14 protein-coding genes, 1 tRNA gene and 1 pseudogene are annotated in these 15,688 nt (G+C 56.6%); 6 read left to right on the top strand and 10 right to left on the bottom strand.

Going from position 1 to position 15,688, the window contains the following annotated elements:
• Positions 1-10 precede the first annotated feature (10 nt).
• Positions 11-352 (top strand): PTS fructose-like transporter subunit IIB, encoded by a 342-nt coding sequence (locus tag ACOI6Z_RS15310; protein ID WP_023289073.1) that lies wholly within the window; start codon positions 11-13, stop codon positions 350-352.
• A gap of 13 nt (positions 353-365) precedes the next feature.
• Here ACOI6Z_RS15310 and ACOI6Z_RS15305 read toward each other — a convergent pair whose 3' ends face one another.
• On the bottom strand, positions 366-1,133 hold the full coding sequence (locus tag ACOI6Z_RS15305) for a phytanoyl-CoA dioxygenase family protein (protein ID WP_065812134.1): 768 nt from the start codon (positions 1,131-1,133) through the stop codon (positions 366-368).
• 261 nt (positions 1,134-1,394) lie between these two features.
• Between ACOI6Z_RS15305 and ACOI6Z_RS15300 the strand changes: the two genes are divergently transcribed.
• Positions 1,395-2,228, top strand: a complete 834-nt coding sequence (locus tag ACOI6Z_RS15300) for a helix-turn-helix transcriptional regulator (protein ID WP_023289071.1) — start codon at positions 1,395-1,397, stop codon at positions 2,226-2,228.
• 17 nt (positions 2,229-2,245) lie between these two features.
• Here ACOI6Z_RS15300 and ACOI6Z_RS15295 read toward each other — a convergent pair whose 3' ends face one another.
• The 4 genes from ACOI6Z_RS15295 to ACOI6Z_RS15280 all read right to left on the bottom strand — a co-directional run bounded on the left by ACOI6Z_RS15295 (position 2,246) and on the right by ACOI6Z_RS15280 (position 7,032).
• On the bottom strand, positions 2,246-3,145 hold the full coding sequence (locus ACOI6Z_RS15295; RefSeq protein WP_064158249.1) for a GGDEF domain-containing protein: 900 nt from the start codon (positions 3,143-3,145) through the stop codon (positions 2,246-2,248).
• Between the two features lie 244 nt (positions 3,146-3,389).
• Positions 3,390-4,418 (bottom strand): ABC transporter ATP-binding protein, encoded by a 1,029-nt coding sequence (locus ACOI6Z_RS15290; RefSeq protein ID WP_023289069.1) that lies wholly within the window; start codon positions 4,416-4,418, stop codon positions 3,390-3,392.
• Between the two features lies 1 nt (position 4,419).
• Positions 4,420-5,994 carry an ABC transporter permease gene (locus ACOI6Z_RS15285; protein WP_065812135.1) on the bottom strand — a complete coding sequence of 525 codons (1,575 nt, stop codon included), beginning with the start codon at positions 5,992-5,994 and terminating at the stop codon, positions 4,420-4,422.
• A gap of 21 nt (positions 5,995-6,015) precedes the next feature.
• A complete protein-coding gene (locus ACOI6Z_RS15280) occupies positions 6,016-7,032 on the bottom strand; it encodes an iron ABC transporter substrate-binding protein (RefSeq protein ID WP_032455292.1) in 1,017 nt (338 codons plus the stop codon).
• A gap of 402 nt (positions 7,033-7,434) precedes the next feature.
• Here ACOI6Z_RS15280 and ACOI6Z_RS15275 point away from each other — a divergent pair.
• Both ACOI6Z_RS15275 and ACOI6Z_RS15270 read left to right on the top strand, forming a co-directional pair.
• Positions 7,435-8,049 (top strand): annotated as a pseudogene (locus ACOI6Z_RS15275) (CSS-motif domain-containing protein); the annotation flags it as partial.
• A gap of 111 nt (positions 8,050-8,160) precedes the next feature.
• Positions 8,161-8,970 (top strand): EAL domain-containing protein, encoded by an 810-nt coding sequence (locus ACOI6Z_RS15270; protein ID WP_224252777.1) that lies wholly within the window; start codon positions 8,161-8,163, stop codon positions 8,968-8,970.
• 44 nt (positions 8,971-9,014) lie between these two features.
• Here ACOI6Z_RS15270 and ACOI6Z_RS15265 read toward each other — a convergent pair whose 3' ends face one another.
• From ACOI6Z_RS15265 to ACOI6Z_RS15250, 4 genes are all read right to left on the bottom strand, one after another.
• On the bottom strand, positions 9,015-9,356 hold the full coding sequence (locus ACOI6Z_RS15265; RefSeq protein ID WP_065812136.1) for an STAS domain-containing protein: 342 nt from the start codon (positions 9,354-9,356) through the stop codon (positions 9,015-9,017).
• A gap of 63 nt (positions 9,357-9,419) precedes the next feature.
• Positions 9,420-11,846 carry a glycogen/starch/alpha-glucan phosphorylase gene (locus ACOI6Z_RS15260; RefSeq protein WP_065812137.1) on the bottom strand — a complete coding sequence of 809 codons (2,427 nt, stop codon included), beginning with the start codon at positions 11,844-11,846 and terminating at the stop codon, positions 9,420-9,422.
• Between the two features lie 320 nt (positions 11,847-12,166).
• A tRNA-Ser gene (locus ACOI6Z_RS15255) sits at positions 12,167-12,254 on the bottom strand.
• A gap of 119 nt (positions 12,255-12,373) precedes the next feature.
• Positions 12,374-14,035, bottom strand: a complete 1,662-nt coding sequence (locus ACOI6Z_RS15250) for an ABC transporter substrate-binding protein (protein WP_065812138.1) — start codon at positions 14,033-14,035, stop codon at positions 12,374-12,376.
• A 268-nt stretch (positions 14,036-14,303) separates the two neighbouring features.
• On the opposite strand from ACOI6Z_RS15250, the gene yccA reads away from it, so the two are divergent.
• Entirely contained in the window at positions 14,304-14,963 is a 660-nt protein-coding gene (gene yccA, locus ACOI6Z_RS15245) for an FtsH protease modulator YccA (RefSeq protein ID WP_002898458.1), read from the top strand.
• An 87-nt stretch (positions 14,964-15,050) separates the two neighbouring features.
• Entirely contained in the window at positions 15,051-15,380 is a 330-nt protein-coding gene (tusE, locus tag ACOI6Z_RS15240; RefSeq protein ID WP_050532900.1) for a sulfurtransferase TusE, read from the top strand.
• On the opposite strand, the gene yccX is transcribed toward tusE, so the two are convergent.
• Positions 15,377-15,658: an acylphosphatase gene (gene yccX, locus ACOI6Z_RS15235; protein WP_004201446.1), complete on the bottom strand. Its 282-nt coding sequence runs from the start codon at positions 15,656-15,658 to the stop codon at positions 15,377-15,379. The genes tusE and yccX overlap by 4 nt on opposite strands.
• Positions 15,659-15,688: the final 30 nt, after the last annotated feature.

Below are 15,688 nucleotides of genomic sequence, written 5' to 3'. Positions count from 1 at the left end.
GGAGGATGTTATGGACTTCAATATTATCGCCGTCACCGCCTGCGTCAGCGGAGTGGCGCACACCTATATGGCTGCCGAACGGCTGGAAAAGGTCGGTCATCATGAAAAATGGCATCTTAAGGTGGAAACTCAGGGCGCGCTCGGCGTTGAAAATCGCATTACCGCAGAAGATATCGCCCGCGCCGAAGTGGTGCTGCTGGTGACGGATATCGAAATTGACGACGCCCAGCGCTTTCGCGGCCTGCGGACGATTAAAACCAGCATCAAGAGCTTCCTGCTGCAGCCGCAGCAGATCGTCGAGGCCGTAAAAAGCATCATGAAAAAGCCGGTCGTCTATGTTGAACTTCCCTGACCGGCGACGGGCCTTACTCTACATCCAGCAACCACTTTTGCGCGGGCGTCAGGCGGCTGGCCGTCTCGGGCGTCAGCCAGCGCCGCTGGTCCTGCTGCGGCGTATCCGCGCGATCGATGTATAACCCATGCAGCACCCGTCGTCTGCTGCCCTCACGATTACGCGTGCCGCCGTGCCAGGCGTGAGCGTTGTAAATCATCACGCTCCCGGCCGGCGCAGCAAACACGATTTCATCAGGGTGGGTCTGCTCCGGGTCGGCCAGTACCTCTTCCGGGAGCTCAGGACGCAGGTGGGTACCGGGGATAATCCGCGGCGCGCCGTTGGCGGCGCTCAAATCGTCTATCGCCCAGATGGTATTCACCAGGTGGACTTTGGGAAAATCCGGGCGCGGCTTTTTCCAGTCGGCGTGCAGCGGCTGGTGGCCGCCGTTATATAACGCCTCGCGCGCGTTCAGGCTGGAGATTTTAAAATCGCCGTCGAAGATATAGCGGCAGGCGGAGAGGATCAGCGGATGAGCCCAGACTTTCTCCCAGATAACCCCCTTATTCACCAGGTTGGCAATCCGCGTCGCGGTCGCTTCCTGATGATGTTCCATCGCCAGATTGTCGCCTTCGCGCTCAACCAGGGTATCAATTAGCCGTCGCATTTCGCTCAGCCACTGGGCGTCAACGACATTATGCACAACGGTGTAGCCGAGGGTGTCGAGCTCGTGTTTCATTTGCGCGCTGAGCGCCAGGCTGGCGCCTAACGCATCGAGAAAGCTAGCTGATGATAAGTTCATGTTGCGTTCCTTTTTAACGTTCCGATAACACAAACAAACTCTACTGGTCCATCCGCGGCATGACAGGAGGCGAGCGCTACGAAAAACTGGACATACGTACGCGAGCCAACAAAGTGTGATGGGCGTCAACAATCACGTTTTCGGCGATGCCTGTGCTGTAGCTGACCGGGAATCCACCGCGCAAAATGGCTTAACAAACGCTGCCGGGGAGGAAAAAATAGATTATCATCAACAGGATAATGCGCATGCTGAGGGCAAAGAATGATTGAAGATCTGCCGGATATACTGCATCGGTTAATCGGTCAAAAAGATCGCTTACAGGTGAGATTTCCTGAGCCGGATATCTCCGTGCCTGCCCTTGCCTTCAACGTACCGTTTCCACGTCTGGAAATTGTGCTGGAGGGTCAGCTTAATGAACAGGGGCTGCCGCTAGCCGCTTCGACGTTAACCGCGCTGCAGGTACTCTACGTGCAGGCGGGAAAGTGGACGCTGCCGCAGTGGACCGGCCCGGCCACTACCCTGAGTATCCTGTTTGGCCGGCAGAAACTGGGATTCAGTATTCAGCGCTGGGACGGGAAAAGCCTGCACACGGAGAAGCAAAGCGTTGCCCGCCTCGGGCCGCGCGTGGGCTCTTACCTGCTGCTGAGCCTGAATGAAGTCAGCCTGCAGCCCGATCCGCTGACCGCCCGGCTGGTGGTCGCCGCGCTACTGAGCCACTGTCGCGAACAGCTGGTTGGGCTGGAAATGCGCGTCAGTCGCAGCCGGGATCTGTTTCTTGCCGTTCAGGACTATCTCGAGGAAAATCTGAGCCTGCCGCTGACGCGGGAATCAGTGGCCAGACGTTTTCACATCACGCCCAACTATCTTTCGCATATTTTCCAGAAATCAGGCTCGGTGGGATTTAACGAATATCTGACCCGGGTGCGCCTTGAAAAGGCAAAACAGCTGCTGCGCGGCTATGACCTGAAGGTGAAAGAGATCGCCCATAACTGCGGCTTTGTCGACAGCAACTATTTTTGCCGGGTCTTCAAACGCTACACCGAGCGTTCGCCGTCAGAGTATCGGCGACACTGCCGCAGCGCGCAGCAGGCCTAACCTGCCGTGTCGGAATATTACGCCCACTCCACGCGCCCGCGCCCGTTGTGCTTGGCCTTGTACAACGCCTCGTCGACTTTGCGGATAAACGTCTCCTGCGCTTCGCCCGGCCGCCAGGTTCCAACGCCAATGCTGATCGACAGCGGTGTTTGATGATTGATCAGGATGGTGCGGGCATTGTCGAGGATCGCCTGCGCCAGATCGTGCAGCTCAGGCTCCGACAGGCCATCGACGATAATGGCAAACTCTTCCCCACCGATACGCGCCGGCAGGACCTGCTCGCTGGTCAGTTTCGCCAGCTGTTTCCCCAGGGAAAATAACACTTCATCCCCCACCAGGTGGCCCCAGGTATCGTTGATTTTCTTAAAAAAATCGATATCCAGGATCATGAGCCCCAACGCATGACCGGACTTTTCGCGAATGGTATCGATAAAAAAGCGGCGGTTGGGCAACTGAGTGAGCTCATCTTTTAGGGATTGCGAGCGCGCGTCAACGTACAGCAGGTTGATGCGCTCAATAATTTTGTAGACGCCCACCACGGTCAGCAGCATCCCGGAGAGGCGCAGCAGATCTTCGCAGTAGTAGCCCATCCAGCGCGGCTGAACCACCATCTCATCCATCACATCGAACGTGCCGCCGGCAATCCACAGCAGCAGCCCATAGCGCACCCAGTTGACGGCAATATGGCTCATCCGCACCTTCGCTGAGCTCCACAGCATAAACACCAGAAACAGCAGCGCCAGCATATCGATATAGAGCCCGGGGTTGGCCAGGATTTCTCGCCACGTGCCGATGGGCGGCGACACCAGCGCACAGCCGACAGCGACGGCGACGATAACCAGCAGCGCAGGCAGTAGCGTACCCCGCGCCAAAGCGGACGGAATGGGGCGTTTCGCAGGAATAAGGCATTCAGGCATAGCGATGTCTCATGGTAACCACAGGGCCGATCGCGGGACAGGATAGCAGTTAAGCGCAGCGGGACGAATGAAAAAGCGACGCGCCGACAAAACGGCGGTGAGGTAGACTGACCCCGCGGAATTGTTCCAACGTACTACCACTCCATGGCGACGAGGTCAGTGGCGCGGATACTATCGGCTAAATCCATCAGCTGATTAGCTTTCCGTGCGGCGCCACCGATAACCGGCGGCGCCTGCTCAGAGATTAGCCGCTGAACACTCGCGCCTTGCCGCTGACCGTCAGTCGCACCGTCGCGCCGGGCTGCCACGCCGGCTGGCTTACGGTTCGCAGGACAATCGGCCGATCGTGCCCGGACATCGACAGCGTCAGCGTGGAGAGCTGGCCGGAGAAATCAACATCGCGGATGGTGGCGGTACTTTCCTGCGGCCCGCTCACGCTGACGCTCAGCTGTTCCGGACGCAACATCACCTTACCTTCACCAGCAGGATGTCCTGCGTCTGTCGCCAGGTCGCCCAGCGCGCAGCTGGCCCGCCCGGGGCTCAGCCGTGCGGGGAGGATCAGGGCATCGCCGAGAAACAGCGCCGTCTCTTCATCCACCGGCTGCGCGTAAACCGCCAGCGGGGTCCCCACCTGGGCGAAACGCCCCTGGCGCATCACCGCCACCTGTGTGGCGAACGACAGCGCTTCGGTTTGGTCATGGGTCACCAGAATCGAGGCGATACCGGTCTCCGCCAGCAGATCGGCGGTCGCTTTGCGCGTGCTGGCGCGTAGTCCGGTGTCCAGGGCAGAAAAGGGTTCATCGAGCAGCATCAGCGCCGGCTGCTGGGCCAGGGCGCGAGCCAGAGCCACACGCTGCTGCTGGCCCCCGGAGATCTCATGCGGCCAGTGGCGCGCCAGGCTGTGGTCGAGGGCGACCATCTCCATCAGCGCGCCCACCCGGCGACGTTTTTCCTCGCGGCTGGCGTCCAGTCCCCAGGCGATATTGTCCGCCACATTGAGGTGAGGAAACAGCGCCCCCTCCTGCGGAACGTAGCCGATCCGTCGCTGGTGGGCAGGAACAAACACGCCCTCGGCAAACAGCGGCGCGCCGTGCATCACGATCCGCCCGCTGTCGGGCGTTTCGAAACCGGCGAGAATGCGCAGCAGCGTGGTTTTTCCCGAACCCGACGGACCCACTATAGCCGTCCGGCTACCCGGCGCCACCTGAAGATGTATATTATCGAGGACCTGCGCGTCGGCGAAGGATTTCGAAACAGAAGACAATTCCAGCATGTTACAACCCTGCCATTTTTTTCGACTGCATATAGAGAACCGCCGTCAGCGGCAGCGAAATGACGATCATCAACAGCGCGTAGGGCGCCGCCGCCACGTAGTCGATCTCGCTGGTTAACGCCCAGAATCCGGTCGACAACGTGCGGGTGCCTAACGGCGAGAGCAGCAGCGTGGCGGTCAGCTCATTGCTGACGCCGAGGAACACCAGCGCGGCGCCGGCGGCCGCCCCCGGGGCGGCAAGCCGCATGGTGATACTCCACAGGGCGCGGGCCGGGCTGCGTCCGAGACTGCGGGCGACGTTTTCCAGCTCCACCGGCGCCTGGGCGATACCGGCGCGCAGGTTAATCAGCGCCCGCGGCATAAACATCAGCAAATAGGCCAGAAACAGCGTCACTTCTGTCTGGTACACCGGACGGGCATAGTGGATGGTGACGGTGACCAGCGCCAGCGCGGTCACGATGCCGGGCAGCGAGCTGGTGATGTAATTACACCCCTCCAGCAGGCGGAACAGCGGACGCGGATAGCGCACGCCGAGCCAGGCGATGGGGATCGCGCAGACCGTCGTCAGCAGCGCCCCGCCCGCCCCCAGCAGCAACGTTTGACGCAGGGAATGCCACAGATCGGCATGCAGCCAGTTGTCGATACCGCCCAGCCACAGCCAGCGTCCCAGGACCAGCAACGGCACCCCCATCGCCAGCAACACCAGCAACAGAAGCAGCAGCTGCGCGCCGAAAGCGGCCCCTTTACCCAGCACCAGGCGCTTCTGCTCGCGCGCCGCCCCGGCGCCGATACGCGCATAGCGCGCTTTACCGCGCGAAGCGCTCTCCAGCAGCAGGATCGCCAGACAGCACAGAGCCAGCACGCCCGCCAGCATATTGGCGGCCGGACCGCTGAAGGTCGACTGGAACTGATCGTAAATGGCGGTAGTGAAAGTATCGAAGCGGATCATCACATACAGACCATATTCCGCCAGCAGATGCAGAGCCACCAGCAGCGCACCGCCGCAGATAGCCAGCCGCAGCTGCGGGAGGACCACCCGAAAGAACACTTTCCACGGCGGAGTGCCCAGCGATGCGGCGACATCTTCAAGCGTGGGATCGAGTCGGCGCAGCACGGCCGCCACCGGCATATAGATAAACGGATAGTAGGCCAGCACGGAAAGAAACACCCCGGCGCCCAGGCCATGCAGCGAGGGCGCAGCGCTGACCCACGCGTAGCTCTGAACAAAGGCTGGAATGGTCAGCGGGGCCACCGCCAGCGCCGACCACAGCTGCCGCCCGGCCAGCGCGGTACGTTCCGTCAGCCAGGCCAGCGTCACGCCAAGCACAATGCTGATGGGGACCGCCAGCACCGTCAGCCACAGGGTATTGCTGAGCAGCTCGCCTACCCGCGGGCGAAAGACCAGCGCTTTGATTGTCGGCCAGCCGGTATCGAATCCGACCGCCACCACAAACCCTAACGGCAACAGCGCCAGCAATGAAAACAGGAGCGCTAAGGCAACCATCGGAAATGCAGGACGCCTGCGCTCGGGCAGGCGTCCTGTTTTCTTTCCGAGCGACAGACTCAGAACAGACATAGCAACATCACTTCCTCAGGATCAGAGCAGGCCAGCCTGCGTCATCAGTTCAATGACCTTTTTACTGTTCAGCGAGGAAGGTTCTACCTTCGGGGCATCCAGATCTTTCAGCGGGGTCAGTTTCGGGTTAGAGGCCGCGTCTACCCCCACCGCATATTCGAAGGCGTTATTGGTGCGCAGCGCATCCTGTCCCTGCTTACCGGTGATCCATTTAATAAAGGCCTGCGCCTGCGCTTTATGTTTGCTGGAGGCCAGCACGCCGCCGCCGGAAATGCTGACGAAGGCCCCTGGATCCTGGTGTTTGAAGTAATACAGTTGGGTGTTTTTGCTGTTCTCGCCGGTTTTTGACTGGTCAACGAAGCGATAGTAATGGTAGATCACCCCGCCGTCGATCTGCCCGGCGTTGACCGCTTTCATCACCGTGCTGTTGCCTTTATAGGCGACAAAGTTGGTTTTCATCGCCTTCAGCCAGTCGAGGGTCGCCTGCTCGCCCTTCAGCGCCAGCATCGCGCTGACGATAGCCTGGAAATCCGCCCCCGATGGCGAAGCCGCCCAGCGGCCCTTCCACTCCGGTTTTGCCAGATCCATCAGCGAGTGCGGCAGCTGCGCCTCGCTGATTTTCGCCGGGTTATAGACGAAGACGGTGCTGCGCGCGGCGATGCCGATCCAGCGACCGTGCTGAGGGCGGTACTGCGCCGGAACCTGCTGCAGGGTCGCCGCATCCAGCGGGGCGAAAAGTTTGGCATTATCAACCAGCACCATCGACGGCGAGTTCTCGGTCAGAAACACATCGGCTGGCGACGCGGCGCCTTCCTGAACCAGCTGATTACCCAGCTCGCTGTCATCACCATTGCGCAACGTGACTTTAATACCGGTCTCTTTCGTAAATCCATCCACCCACGACTTCACCAGATTTTCGTGTTGGGCGTTGTAGACCACAATCCCGTCCTGACCGTCAGCCGCCATCCCTTGCGGCGCCAGAAACAGAGAAGCGGCAACCAGCGCTGCCGTGCGGAGGGGCGATAAGCGAGATTTCATGAACGCATCCTTAATGAAATAGGGCAATTAATGGTAAATAGCCTGAGCGGAGAGGATTAAATCACAGCAAAAAAAGAATGATAATGAAAACAATTATCATAAACTTAAAAAAGCAAAAAATAGCGCCGGTCTGTTATTAGGGATTAGAAAATGCTTAAAACCATCCGTTCCCGAAATTTAGATTAAGAAAACATTAAGCTGCGATTATTTTATTGCCTTCGTGACAGAGCAGCCGCCTCTGCACGTTATCTGCGGTCTTTGCCGGCGGGTATTGTGATACTGATCATGTTTTTAATATGCGCCGTCATCACGAAAGATATCCCCCTTCTACGATCATTAAAAAGCCTTTACCGTCAGAGGGATGGTTAACTTTATGCACACTCACCCTGGCACGCACGATAAATGAAAGAGATAAAGCGGCGAAACGCATGGATTGCCTTTTCCCTCGCGCTGGTGGTATTTCTGGCTGGCGTGTTCGTCATTAACTGGCAACTGTGGCATTCCGACCAGGCCGCCCATGTCGCCGCCGCCCGCCAGGCGGCGACGAAAATCGCCGTTATTCTGGATGAGGCCCGCACAGCAACGGTGACGGCGATGAACGTTAGCCGCAGCGGGTGCTCGGAACAGGGTCAGTTTCAGCTCGGAACGGAGGCCGCCCTGCAGCCGCATCTGCGCACCATTATGCTGATAAAAGAGGGCCAGGTGTGGTGCTCGTCCCTGCCCGGCAACCGGGTCCTGACGCTCAGCCCTGTTTCTTTATCTGACGAACCTCTGATGCTGCTCCCGGCCAGAATGATGGTCAATAAGCGTCCGGTGCTGATCTATCAGACGCACTCAGCGCAGATCCGGGTGATTGTCACTATCAGCGACGTCCATCTGCGCGATGCGCTATATAGCGATTCGGATAGCAATGGGCTGGCCCTATGGGTTCAGGATCAAATGATTACCAGGCATGGCGATGTCCAGCCACAGGCTGCGGATCCAAGCCGGAGCGTTTTTACCTCGCCGGCCTATCCGTTTCGCATTGCCTATCCCGAGTCATCTTTTTTAAGCCCCGGCCGCCTGGTGAATAATGGCGCCGGTTTGCTGATTTTTATTTTCTCTGTTTCGCTGCTGTTTTATTTTCTGATGCGTAAATTTCTCAATGTTTACACCTCTGAAGAGGAAAAGTTGCGCTACGCCATCGCCCAGGGCTATATCGTTCCCTACTACCAGCCTTTGGTGAACGGGAAAACCGGTGAGATATACGGTGTGGAAATACTGGCACGCTGGCAAAACACCACCACGCCCTCGCGTTCACCTGCTGAATTTATACCGCTGGCCGAGCGTACCGGCTTAATTATTCCGCTGACCCGCAGCCTGATGGCGCAGGTAACCGCCCAGATGAGACCGCTCTTTAATAAACTACCGGATGGGTTTCATATCGGCCTCAACATCAGCGCGTCGCATATTAACTCGCCGACGTTTATCGATGATTGTCTGCACTTTCAGCGCGGCTTTGAGGGTAAAGCGGTAAAGCTGATGCTGGAGATCACCGAGCAGGAACCGCTGTTACTCAATGGGGCGGTGGTCGACAAGCTCAACAGGTTACACAACTGCGGGTTTTCCATCGCGCTGGACGACTTTGGTACCGGCTATTCCGGGCTTTCCTATCTGCACGAACTGGTGTTTGATTACATTAAAATCGATCAGAGCTTTGTCGGTCGCGTGACCGGAGAGACGCCGTCAAGCAAGCTGCTGGACTGCGTGATAGAGATGGCCCGAACGCTTTCACTGCGCATCATTGCCGAGGGCGTTGAAACCCAGGCCCAGCTGGATTACCTCAATCGCCAGAATATTCCTCTGCTGCAGGGCTACTTCTTCTGGAAGCCGATGCCCTACGTCGCGCTGGTGATGCTCCTGCTGAGTAAACCGAAGGCACGGATTATCGAAGAATAAGCGGGCGGTCAGTAACCCGGCGGCAATCCTGCCCTGAACAAACCTCATCCCTGAGCAAACAGGTTCAGCGCCTCCTGACGGTTCTCTTTAATAGAAAAGATACGATCCATACGGGTAAGCTTGAACAGGTTCTGGATCGTCCCGTTGAGCGAACACAGCACCAGCTCTCCCTGCCCACTGATGCTCTTGAGTATGGATACCAGGGCACCCAGGCAACTGCTGTCGATAAACTCGACATGGCTCAGATCCAGCAGTACGTTTTTCGTCTCCCCGTCGATGGCCTCGAGGACCTGCTGCTTAAACGCCGAGACAACGGAAGCATCCAGTCGACGCACCAGGGGCACGATAATTTTGACGCCCTGCTCAGTATGTAATTCAACGTTCATCTTTATCCTCAATGTTGGCTGACACCTGTCAACGCGACTCAGTTCTGTTTGGCGTGTGCTTTTTTAGCGGGTGATGCCCCAGATATCCCTGGCGTAGCCGCGGATGGTTCTGTCGCTGGAAAACTCCCCCATCCGGCAAATGTTGAGCAAGGCCCGGCGGTGCCAGCGATCCGGTTGTTCAAAATCAGCCATCGCCTGCTGTTGCACCTGACAATAACTGTCGAAATCCAGCAGATGGCAGTAATGATCGGCCCCCGTCAGCATCTGATGCAGCGGCGCAAACCGTTCGCGATCGGCGGTAAACTGCCCGGACACCAGGCTATCGACCACTCGCGCGATAGCAGGATTCTGATGATAGAACGCATGGTGATGCCCGAGGCGTCGGCTCTCTTCAATCTCTTCCGCCACCGCGCCAAACAGATAAAAATTATCGATCCCCACTGCCTCGCGGATTTCGATATTCGCCCCATCATAGGTGCCGATAGTTAACGCGCCGTTCATGGCGAACTTCATATTGCTGGTGCCGGACGCCTCGGTTCCGGCGGTGGAAATTTGCTCAGAGAGATCCGTGGCGGGAATAATTTTTTCCGCCAGCGAGACTTTATAATCTTCGAGGAAAACCACTTTAAGCTGCCCGGCGACCTGCGGGTCACTGTTAATTTTTCGGGCAACGGTATTAATCAACTGAATAATCAGCTTAGCCATCCGGTAGCCCGGCGCCGCTTTACCCGCAAACAAATGAACCTTAGGCGCAATCGTTCTCCCTGCCTCTTTGATCTCCAGGTACAGCGCGATCACGTGAAGAATATTGAGTAACTGTCGTTTGTATTCGTGAATACGTTTGACCTGACAGTCAAACATGGCCAGCGGATCCAGCGGGATGCCGTAGCGTTGCGCCACCAGCTGGCTGAGCGCGGTTTTGTTGGCAAATTTTATGGCCCGGATATTGTCAATAACGGCCGGATCGTCCACCAGGTTTTCCAGACGGGAGAGCTGGGGTAAATCGGTTGGCCACCCCTCCCCCAATTGTTGGTGCAAAAACTCTGCCAGCCCAGGGTTAGCCTGCTGCACCCAACGACGCGGTGTGACGCCGTTGGTCTGATTAATGAATTTCTCCGGGGTGATAAAATAGAAATCAGGCACCAGCTGTTTTTTGACCAATTCTGAGTGCAGCCACGCCACCCCATTCACGCGATGGCTACCGACAATGGCCAGATTAGCCATGCGGATTTGCTTATCATGATGTTCGTCAATTAAAGACAGCGAAGATAACAGATGATTTTTATCCGGCCAGCGCCGGGCCACCGCTTCGAGAAAGCGGTGGTTAATCTCAAATATAATCTGCAAATGACGCGGCAGAAGTTTCTCAAACAACGACACCGGCCAGGTCTCCAGCGCTTCCGGCATCAGCGTATGATTGGTGTAGGCGCAGGTATTTTGCGTTATCTCCCACGCCTGCTCCCAGGGCAGTCGGTATTCGTCCACGAGGATCCGCATCAGCTCCACCACCGCCAATGCCGGATGGGTGTCATTAAGCTGAATAGCCACATGCTGCGCCAGCAAAGTAATGTCGTCATTAACCTCAGCGTAGTCACGAAATATATCCCGCAGCGTACAGGCCACCAGAAAATATTCTTGGGTCAGCCGCAGCTCTTTTCCGGTCAGCACCTCATCGGAAGGATAGAGTATTTTTGAAATATTCTCCGAGGCGATTTTTTCACTCACCGCCTTGATATAATCGCCGCGATTAAAAATATGGATATTAAAGGAGTCAGAGGCTACCGCGCTGTAGAGACGCAGCTTGTTGGTGGTCGTATCCCGGTAGCCGGAAACAAAATAGTCATGGGGAATACCAACGATAGTTTTCCAGCCGAGCCACATCGGGTTGTAATTACCATCTATATCTTCGCTGTGCTCGATATACCCCCCCAGCGGGATCAGAATGTGCTGGGCGTGATGCTCCACCAGCCATGGGGAATGCATGGAGTGCCAGTCATCAGGATGTTCGATCTGCTGATCGTTTTGAAATGACTGGCGAAAAAGGCCATATTCGTATTTGATGCCATGCCCGGACGCTGCAATGTCAAGGGTGGCCATCGAGTCGATAAAGCAAGCGGCTAAGCGCCCTAACCCGCCGTTACCCAGCGCGGCGTCAGGCTCCTCGTCAAGGAGGCGTTCAAGATCAAACCCCAGGTCATTGACCACCTGGCGCATCTCCGACAGTAAATTCATATTCACCAGGTTATTACGCAGCGACTGGCCGAGTAAAAACTCCATCGACAGGTAGTAAACTCGCTTTTTTCGCGCTTCGCGCTGCCGCGCCTGGCTCGACAGAAAATGGTCCTGCTGAAAATGACGAATGGCCAGCGCCACCGCGTTAAAAATATCGCCTTGCGTGGCTTTATTTAAGCTGACACACAGCGTGTATTTTAATTGCTGTTCAACCAACGCCCGTAATTCTTTGATATCTTGCGGATTAATGACAGGCATGCTGACCTCACTGGTCTCTTTTCTGCGTAAAACCGTGGCAGGTAAATCATCATTTTTCCAAGTATAGACGAAGTTTTTTGCGGAAAGTTTTTATTCCTGAGCATCAATTCGCTTATATCGTGCTTCGGAACAATTAACATTCCTCCTTTTAAACGGATTGGTGGTTTTATTTTCGCCAGCTGATTACGCTGCGGCGCTGACAGAGTCAACGAGATTTCGCATGGCGGGTTTGCGAAGTCGAAGGTCAGGATGAAGCGCGGTTGGGATGGTCAAAGGGAAAAGCAAAAAGGGGTTACCTTTCGGTAACCCCTTCTTTTATATGGCGGAAGCGCAGAGATTCGAACTCTGGAACCCTTTCGGGTCGCCGGTTTTCAAGACCGGTGCCTTCAACCGCTCGGCCACACTTCCGGTGTGAGGCGCACTATAAACACCTCGGCGGATGCTGTAAAGCACCATTTTGTTCAACTGCCTTAAAAACAAACAAATCTGTGTTATTCGTCTGAATTTAAGGCAGTTCGCACAGAAAATCAGCGCCCACTACCGCTCGTGGACGGCAGTTTCTTTATGTACATATCTTTGGTGTAGTAGTACCCCAGTTTGTCCGGCGTGAAGCCGCCCACCCAGGGCTTCACTAAATGGGTACGCACATAGTGATAGACCGGAATGGCGGGGACATCCTGCGCCAGCAGATCTTCCGCCTGCTGATAGTATTTGCCGCGGGTCGCCACGTCGGTGGCTTTCGCCGCGTTGTGCAGCGCCTCATCGTAAGCCAGGTTGCTGTACTGACTGGTGTTCTCGCTATCCCCGGTGCGGAAGGTATTGAGGAAGGAGGCGGCATCGTCGTAGTCGGCAATCCACGCGTAGCGGACGGCGTCAAAATTATGCGTATGCATCGTATCCAGCATCGTCTTCCACTCCTGGTTCTGCAGCTTCACCTCGACGCCGAGGTTTTTCTTCCACATAGAGCTGGCGGCGATGGCGATGCGCTGATGTGACTCGTAGGTGTTATATAGCAGGGTAAAGACCAGTGGGTGCCGCTCATCGTACCCTGCCTGCGCCAGCAGTTTTTTCGCCTCGGCAATCCGCTTCTCGCGCGGCCAGCTGGCATAGTCCGGGTTGTGTAGCGTCACGCCGCCAATATCCGGCTGACTGATCACCCAGGCCGGGCGCTGGCCCTGGCCGAGTACTTTTCCGGCAATGATATCTTTATCAAGCGCCATATTCAGCGCCCGACGCACGCGCGCGTCGTTAAACGGCGGCCGGGTGGTATTGAACTCGTAGTAATAGGTCGCCAACTGTGGCGAAACGTCCAGCTGGTCGCCCATGGTTTTCTGCAACTGCGCAAACTGATTGATCGGCACCGTGTAAACAATATCGATCTCCCCCGCTTTGTAGCGATTGACATCGGCGGCCTCGGAAGAGACTGGCAGGTAAGTGACTTTATTGATAACCGTGTGCGCATTGTCCCAGTACTTCACATTACGTTCAGCCACCAGCCGTTCATTCACCACCCATTGGGTCAGCTTATAGGGCCCGCTGGTGACGATATGCTCTGGCCGGGTCCATTTATCGGCAAAACGCTCCACCAGCACTTTGTCGATCGGCACCAGCGCGGGGTGCGCCAGCATCGCCAGGAAGGCAGCATTCGGCTGAGTCAGGGTAACCTGCAGCGTGGTGTCGTTTAGGGCTTTCACCCCCAGCGTCTCGGGGCCCTTTTGCCCCAGGGCAATCTCTCGGGCGTTGGTGATATGCATATTGCCGGGGTAGCTTGCATAGGGGGAGGCGGTGGCTGGCGAGACCAGCCGTTGCCAGCTCCAGACGATATCCTGCGCCGTGATGGCCGTGCCGTCGGACCAGGTCAGGCCGGGACGTAAATGGAAGGTCCACAGCTGGTTGTCCTTGTTTTCCCAGCGTTCCGCCAGCCGGGGCTCGACCGCCCCCGCAGGCGATACGCTGACCAGACCTTCAAAGAGATCGCTAATAATATTATTTTCAACGTCGCTCTCGACTTTGTGCGGATCGAGCGAGGCTGGTTCACTGCCGTTATTTCTGACCAGCTCCTGCTTTTCCGCCAGCTGGGTGCCCGGCGGCACCTGCGCCGCCTGCGCCGCCTGCGCCCCGCCGATCATGGCTATCATACTGACTGCCAGCAGCGTTCGCGTGATGTGATTGTTTTGATGTAATGTCATTTCCCTTTGCCTTTAACATACGGAGTTATTCCCCCTTCCACACTTAGTCGCAGAATTTCAATAAAGCAATATTTTTCAGTAACCTATAAGATTTCGATCGGCTCACCGAAGCGAAACGCGAAAACATATCGCTTTTTCCAATCCATGCAGAATTTTATGCTAGTCAAAAGCGGCAAAAGCTAAGTAAAGATGGGTAAAAGCATTAGGGCTTCACGCTTGTTTTTCTTATTCTTTATACCTAATTACATCTGTCATAAGAGAGTGACTCATGGATCGCATAATTACATCATCGCGTGACCGTTCCTCGCTGCTCAGCACGCACAAGGTTCTGCGTAACACCTACTTCCTGCTCAGCCTGACGCTGGCGTTTTCCGCCATCACCGCTACCGCCAGCACGGTGCTGATGCTTCCTTCCCCGGGGCTGATTTTAACCCTCGTGGGGATGTACGGTCTGATGTTCCTGACCTATAAAACGGCGAATAAGCCCACCGGGATTATTTCCGCCTTCGCCTTCACCGGGTTCCTCGGCTATATCCTTGGACCGATGCTGAACGCGTACCTTTCTGCCGGCATGGGCGATTTGATCGGCCTGGCGCTGGGCGGTACGGCGCTGGTCTTCTTCTGCTGCTCGGCCTACGTGCTGACGACGCGCAAAGATATGTCTTTCCTCGGCGGGATGCTGATGGCCGGCGTGGTCGTGGTGCTGATTGGTATGGTCGCTAACCTGTTCCTGCAGCTGCCGGCGCTGCACCTGGCGATTAGCGCGGTGTTCATCCTGATCTCTTCGGGCGCCATCCTGTTCGAGACCAGCAACATCATCCGCGGTGGTGAAACCAACTACATTCGCGCCACGGTCAGCCTGTATGTCTCGCTGTACAACATCTTTGTCAGCCTGCTGAGCATCCTGGGCTTCGCCAGCCGGGACTAACCGTTCCCCTGCTAACAAAGGCCTCGCTTATGCGGGGCCTTTTTTTTTGCTACACTGCGGCCAGTTTCAGGCGGTATGTGAAAAATTATGTTTATTTTTGAAGGCAACGAAATTGAGACGGATAGCGAAGGCTATCTGAAAGATACCACCCAGTGGAGCGAGGCGATGGCCGACGTCATCGCCGCGCAGGAAGGGATAACGCTCACCGTTGAGCACTGGGAAGTGGTGCGCTTTGTGCGCGAGTTTTACCTTGAATTCAACACCTCACCAGCGATCCGCATGCTGGTAAAGGCGATGGCCAACAAGTTTGGCGAAGAGAAAGGCAACAGCCGCTATCTCTATCGCCTGTTTCCGAAAGGCCCCGCCAAACAAGCGACCAAAATCGCCGGTCTGCCGAAGCCGGTGAAGTGCATCTAATAGAGGATCGCGAACTTGTCCCAGCTGCGGGTGGGTTGATGGGGTTCAGTCAACACTCGGTCAACCCGCGCGCTGCGCGGCCCACCGGCTTTCAGCCAGGCGATGAGTTTCTCCACCTGCTCCGCCTCGCCGCAGGCAAGCACTTCCACGCCGCCGTCGTCCAGATTACGGGCATAGCCGGTCAATCCCAGCTGCAGCGCTTCCCGCTGTGTCGAATAGCGAAACCCTACGCCCTGAACCGAACCGTAAACCCATGCCATCGTGCAGATACTGGCCATCATCGTCTCCTTTTCGCTCACCCTTTACGC

It is taken from the genome of Klebsiella sp. C239 (genome assembly GCF_048822715.1).
Classification (GTDB): Bacteria; Pseudomonadota; Gammaproteobacteria; order Enterobacterales; family Enterobacteriaceae; genus Klebsiella; species Klebsiella quasipneumoniae.
This window is presented reverse-complemented; position numbering and strand designations above follow the sequence as displayed.

Coding starts and splice junctions, on each gene's coding strand:
- yccA (WP_002898458.1), top strand. CDS start 14,304: ATGGATCGCATAATTACATCATCGCGTGACCGTTCCTCGCTGCTCAGC.
- ACOI6Z_RS15300 (WP_023289071.1), top strand. CDS start 1,395: ATGATTGAAGATCTGCCGGATATACTGCATCGGTTAATCGGTCAAAAA.
- ACOI6Z_RS15270 (WP_224252777.1), top strand. CDS start 8,161: ATGCGTAAATTTCTCAATGTTTACACCTCTGAAGAGGAAAAGTTGCGC.
- ACOI6Z_RS15280 (WP_032455292.1), bottom strand. CDS start 7,032: ATGAAATCTCGCTTATCGCCCCTCCGCACGGCAGCGCTGGTTGCCGCT.
- yccX (WP_004201446.1), bottom strand. CDS start 15,658: ATGGCCAGTATCTGCACGATGGCATGGGTTTACGGTTCGGTTCAGGGC.
- ACOI6Z_RS15290 (WP_023289069.1), bottom strand. CDS start 4,418: ATGCTGGAATTGTCTTCTGTTTCGAAATCCTTCGCCGACGCGCAGGTC.
- ACOI6Z_RS15305 (WP_065812134.1), bottom strand. CDS start 1,133: ATGAACTTATCATCAGCTAGCTTTCTCGATGCGTTAGGCGCCAGCCTG.
- tusE (WP_050532900.1), top strand. CDS start 15,051: ATGTTTATTTTTGAAGGCAACGAAATTGAGACGGATAGCGAAGGCTAT.
- ACOI6Z_RS15265 (WP_065812136.1), bottom strand. CDS start 9,356: ATGAACGTTGAATTACATACTGAGCAGGGCGTCAAAATTATCGTGCCC.
- ACOI6Z_RS15285 (WP_065812135.1), bottom strand. CDS start 5,994: ATGTCTGTTCTGAGTCTGTCGCTCGGAAAGAAAACAGGACGCCTGCCC.
- ACOI6Z_RS15310 (WP_023289073.1), top strand. CDS start 11: ATGGACTTCAATATTATCGCCGTCACCGCCTGCGTCAGCGGAGTGGCG.
- ACOI6Z_RS15295 (WP_064158249.1), bottom strand. CDS start 3,145: ATGCCTGAATGCCTTATTCCTGCGAAACGCCCCATTCCGTCCGCTTTG.
- ACOI6Z_RS15250 (WP_065812138.1), bottom strand. CDS start 14,035: ATGACATTACATCAAAACAATCACATCACGCGAACGCTGCTGGCAGTC.
- ACOI6Z_RS15260 (WP_065812137.1), bottom strand. CDS start 11,846: ATGCCTGTCATTAATCCGCAAGATATCAAAGAATTACGGGCGTTGGTT.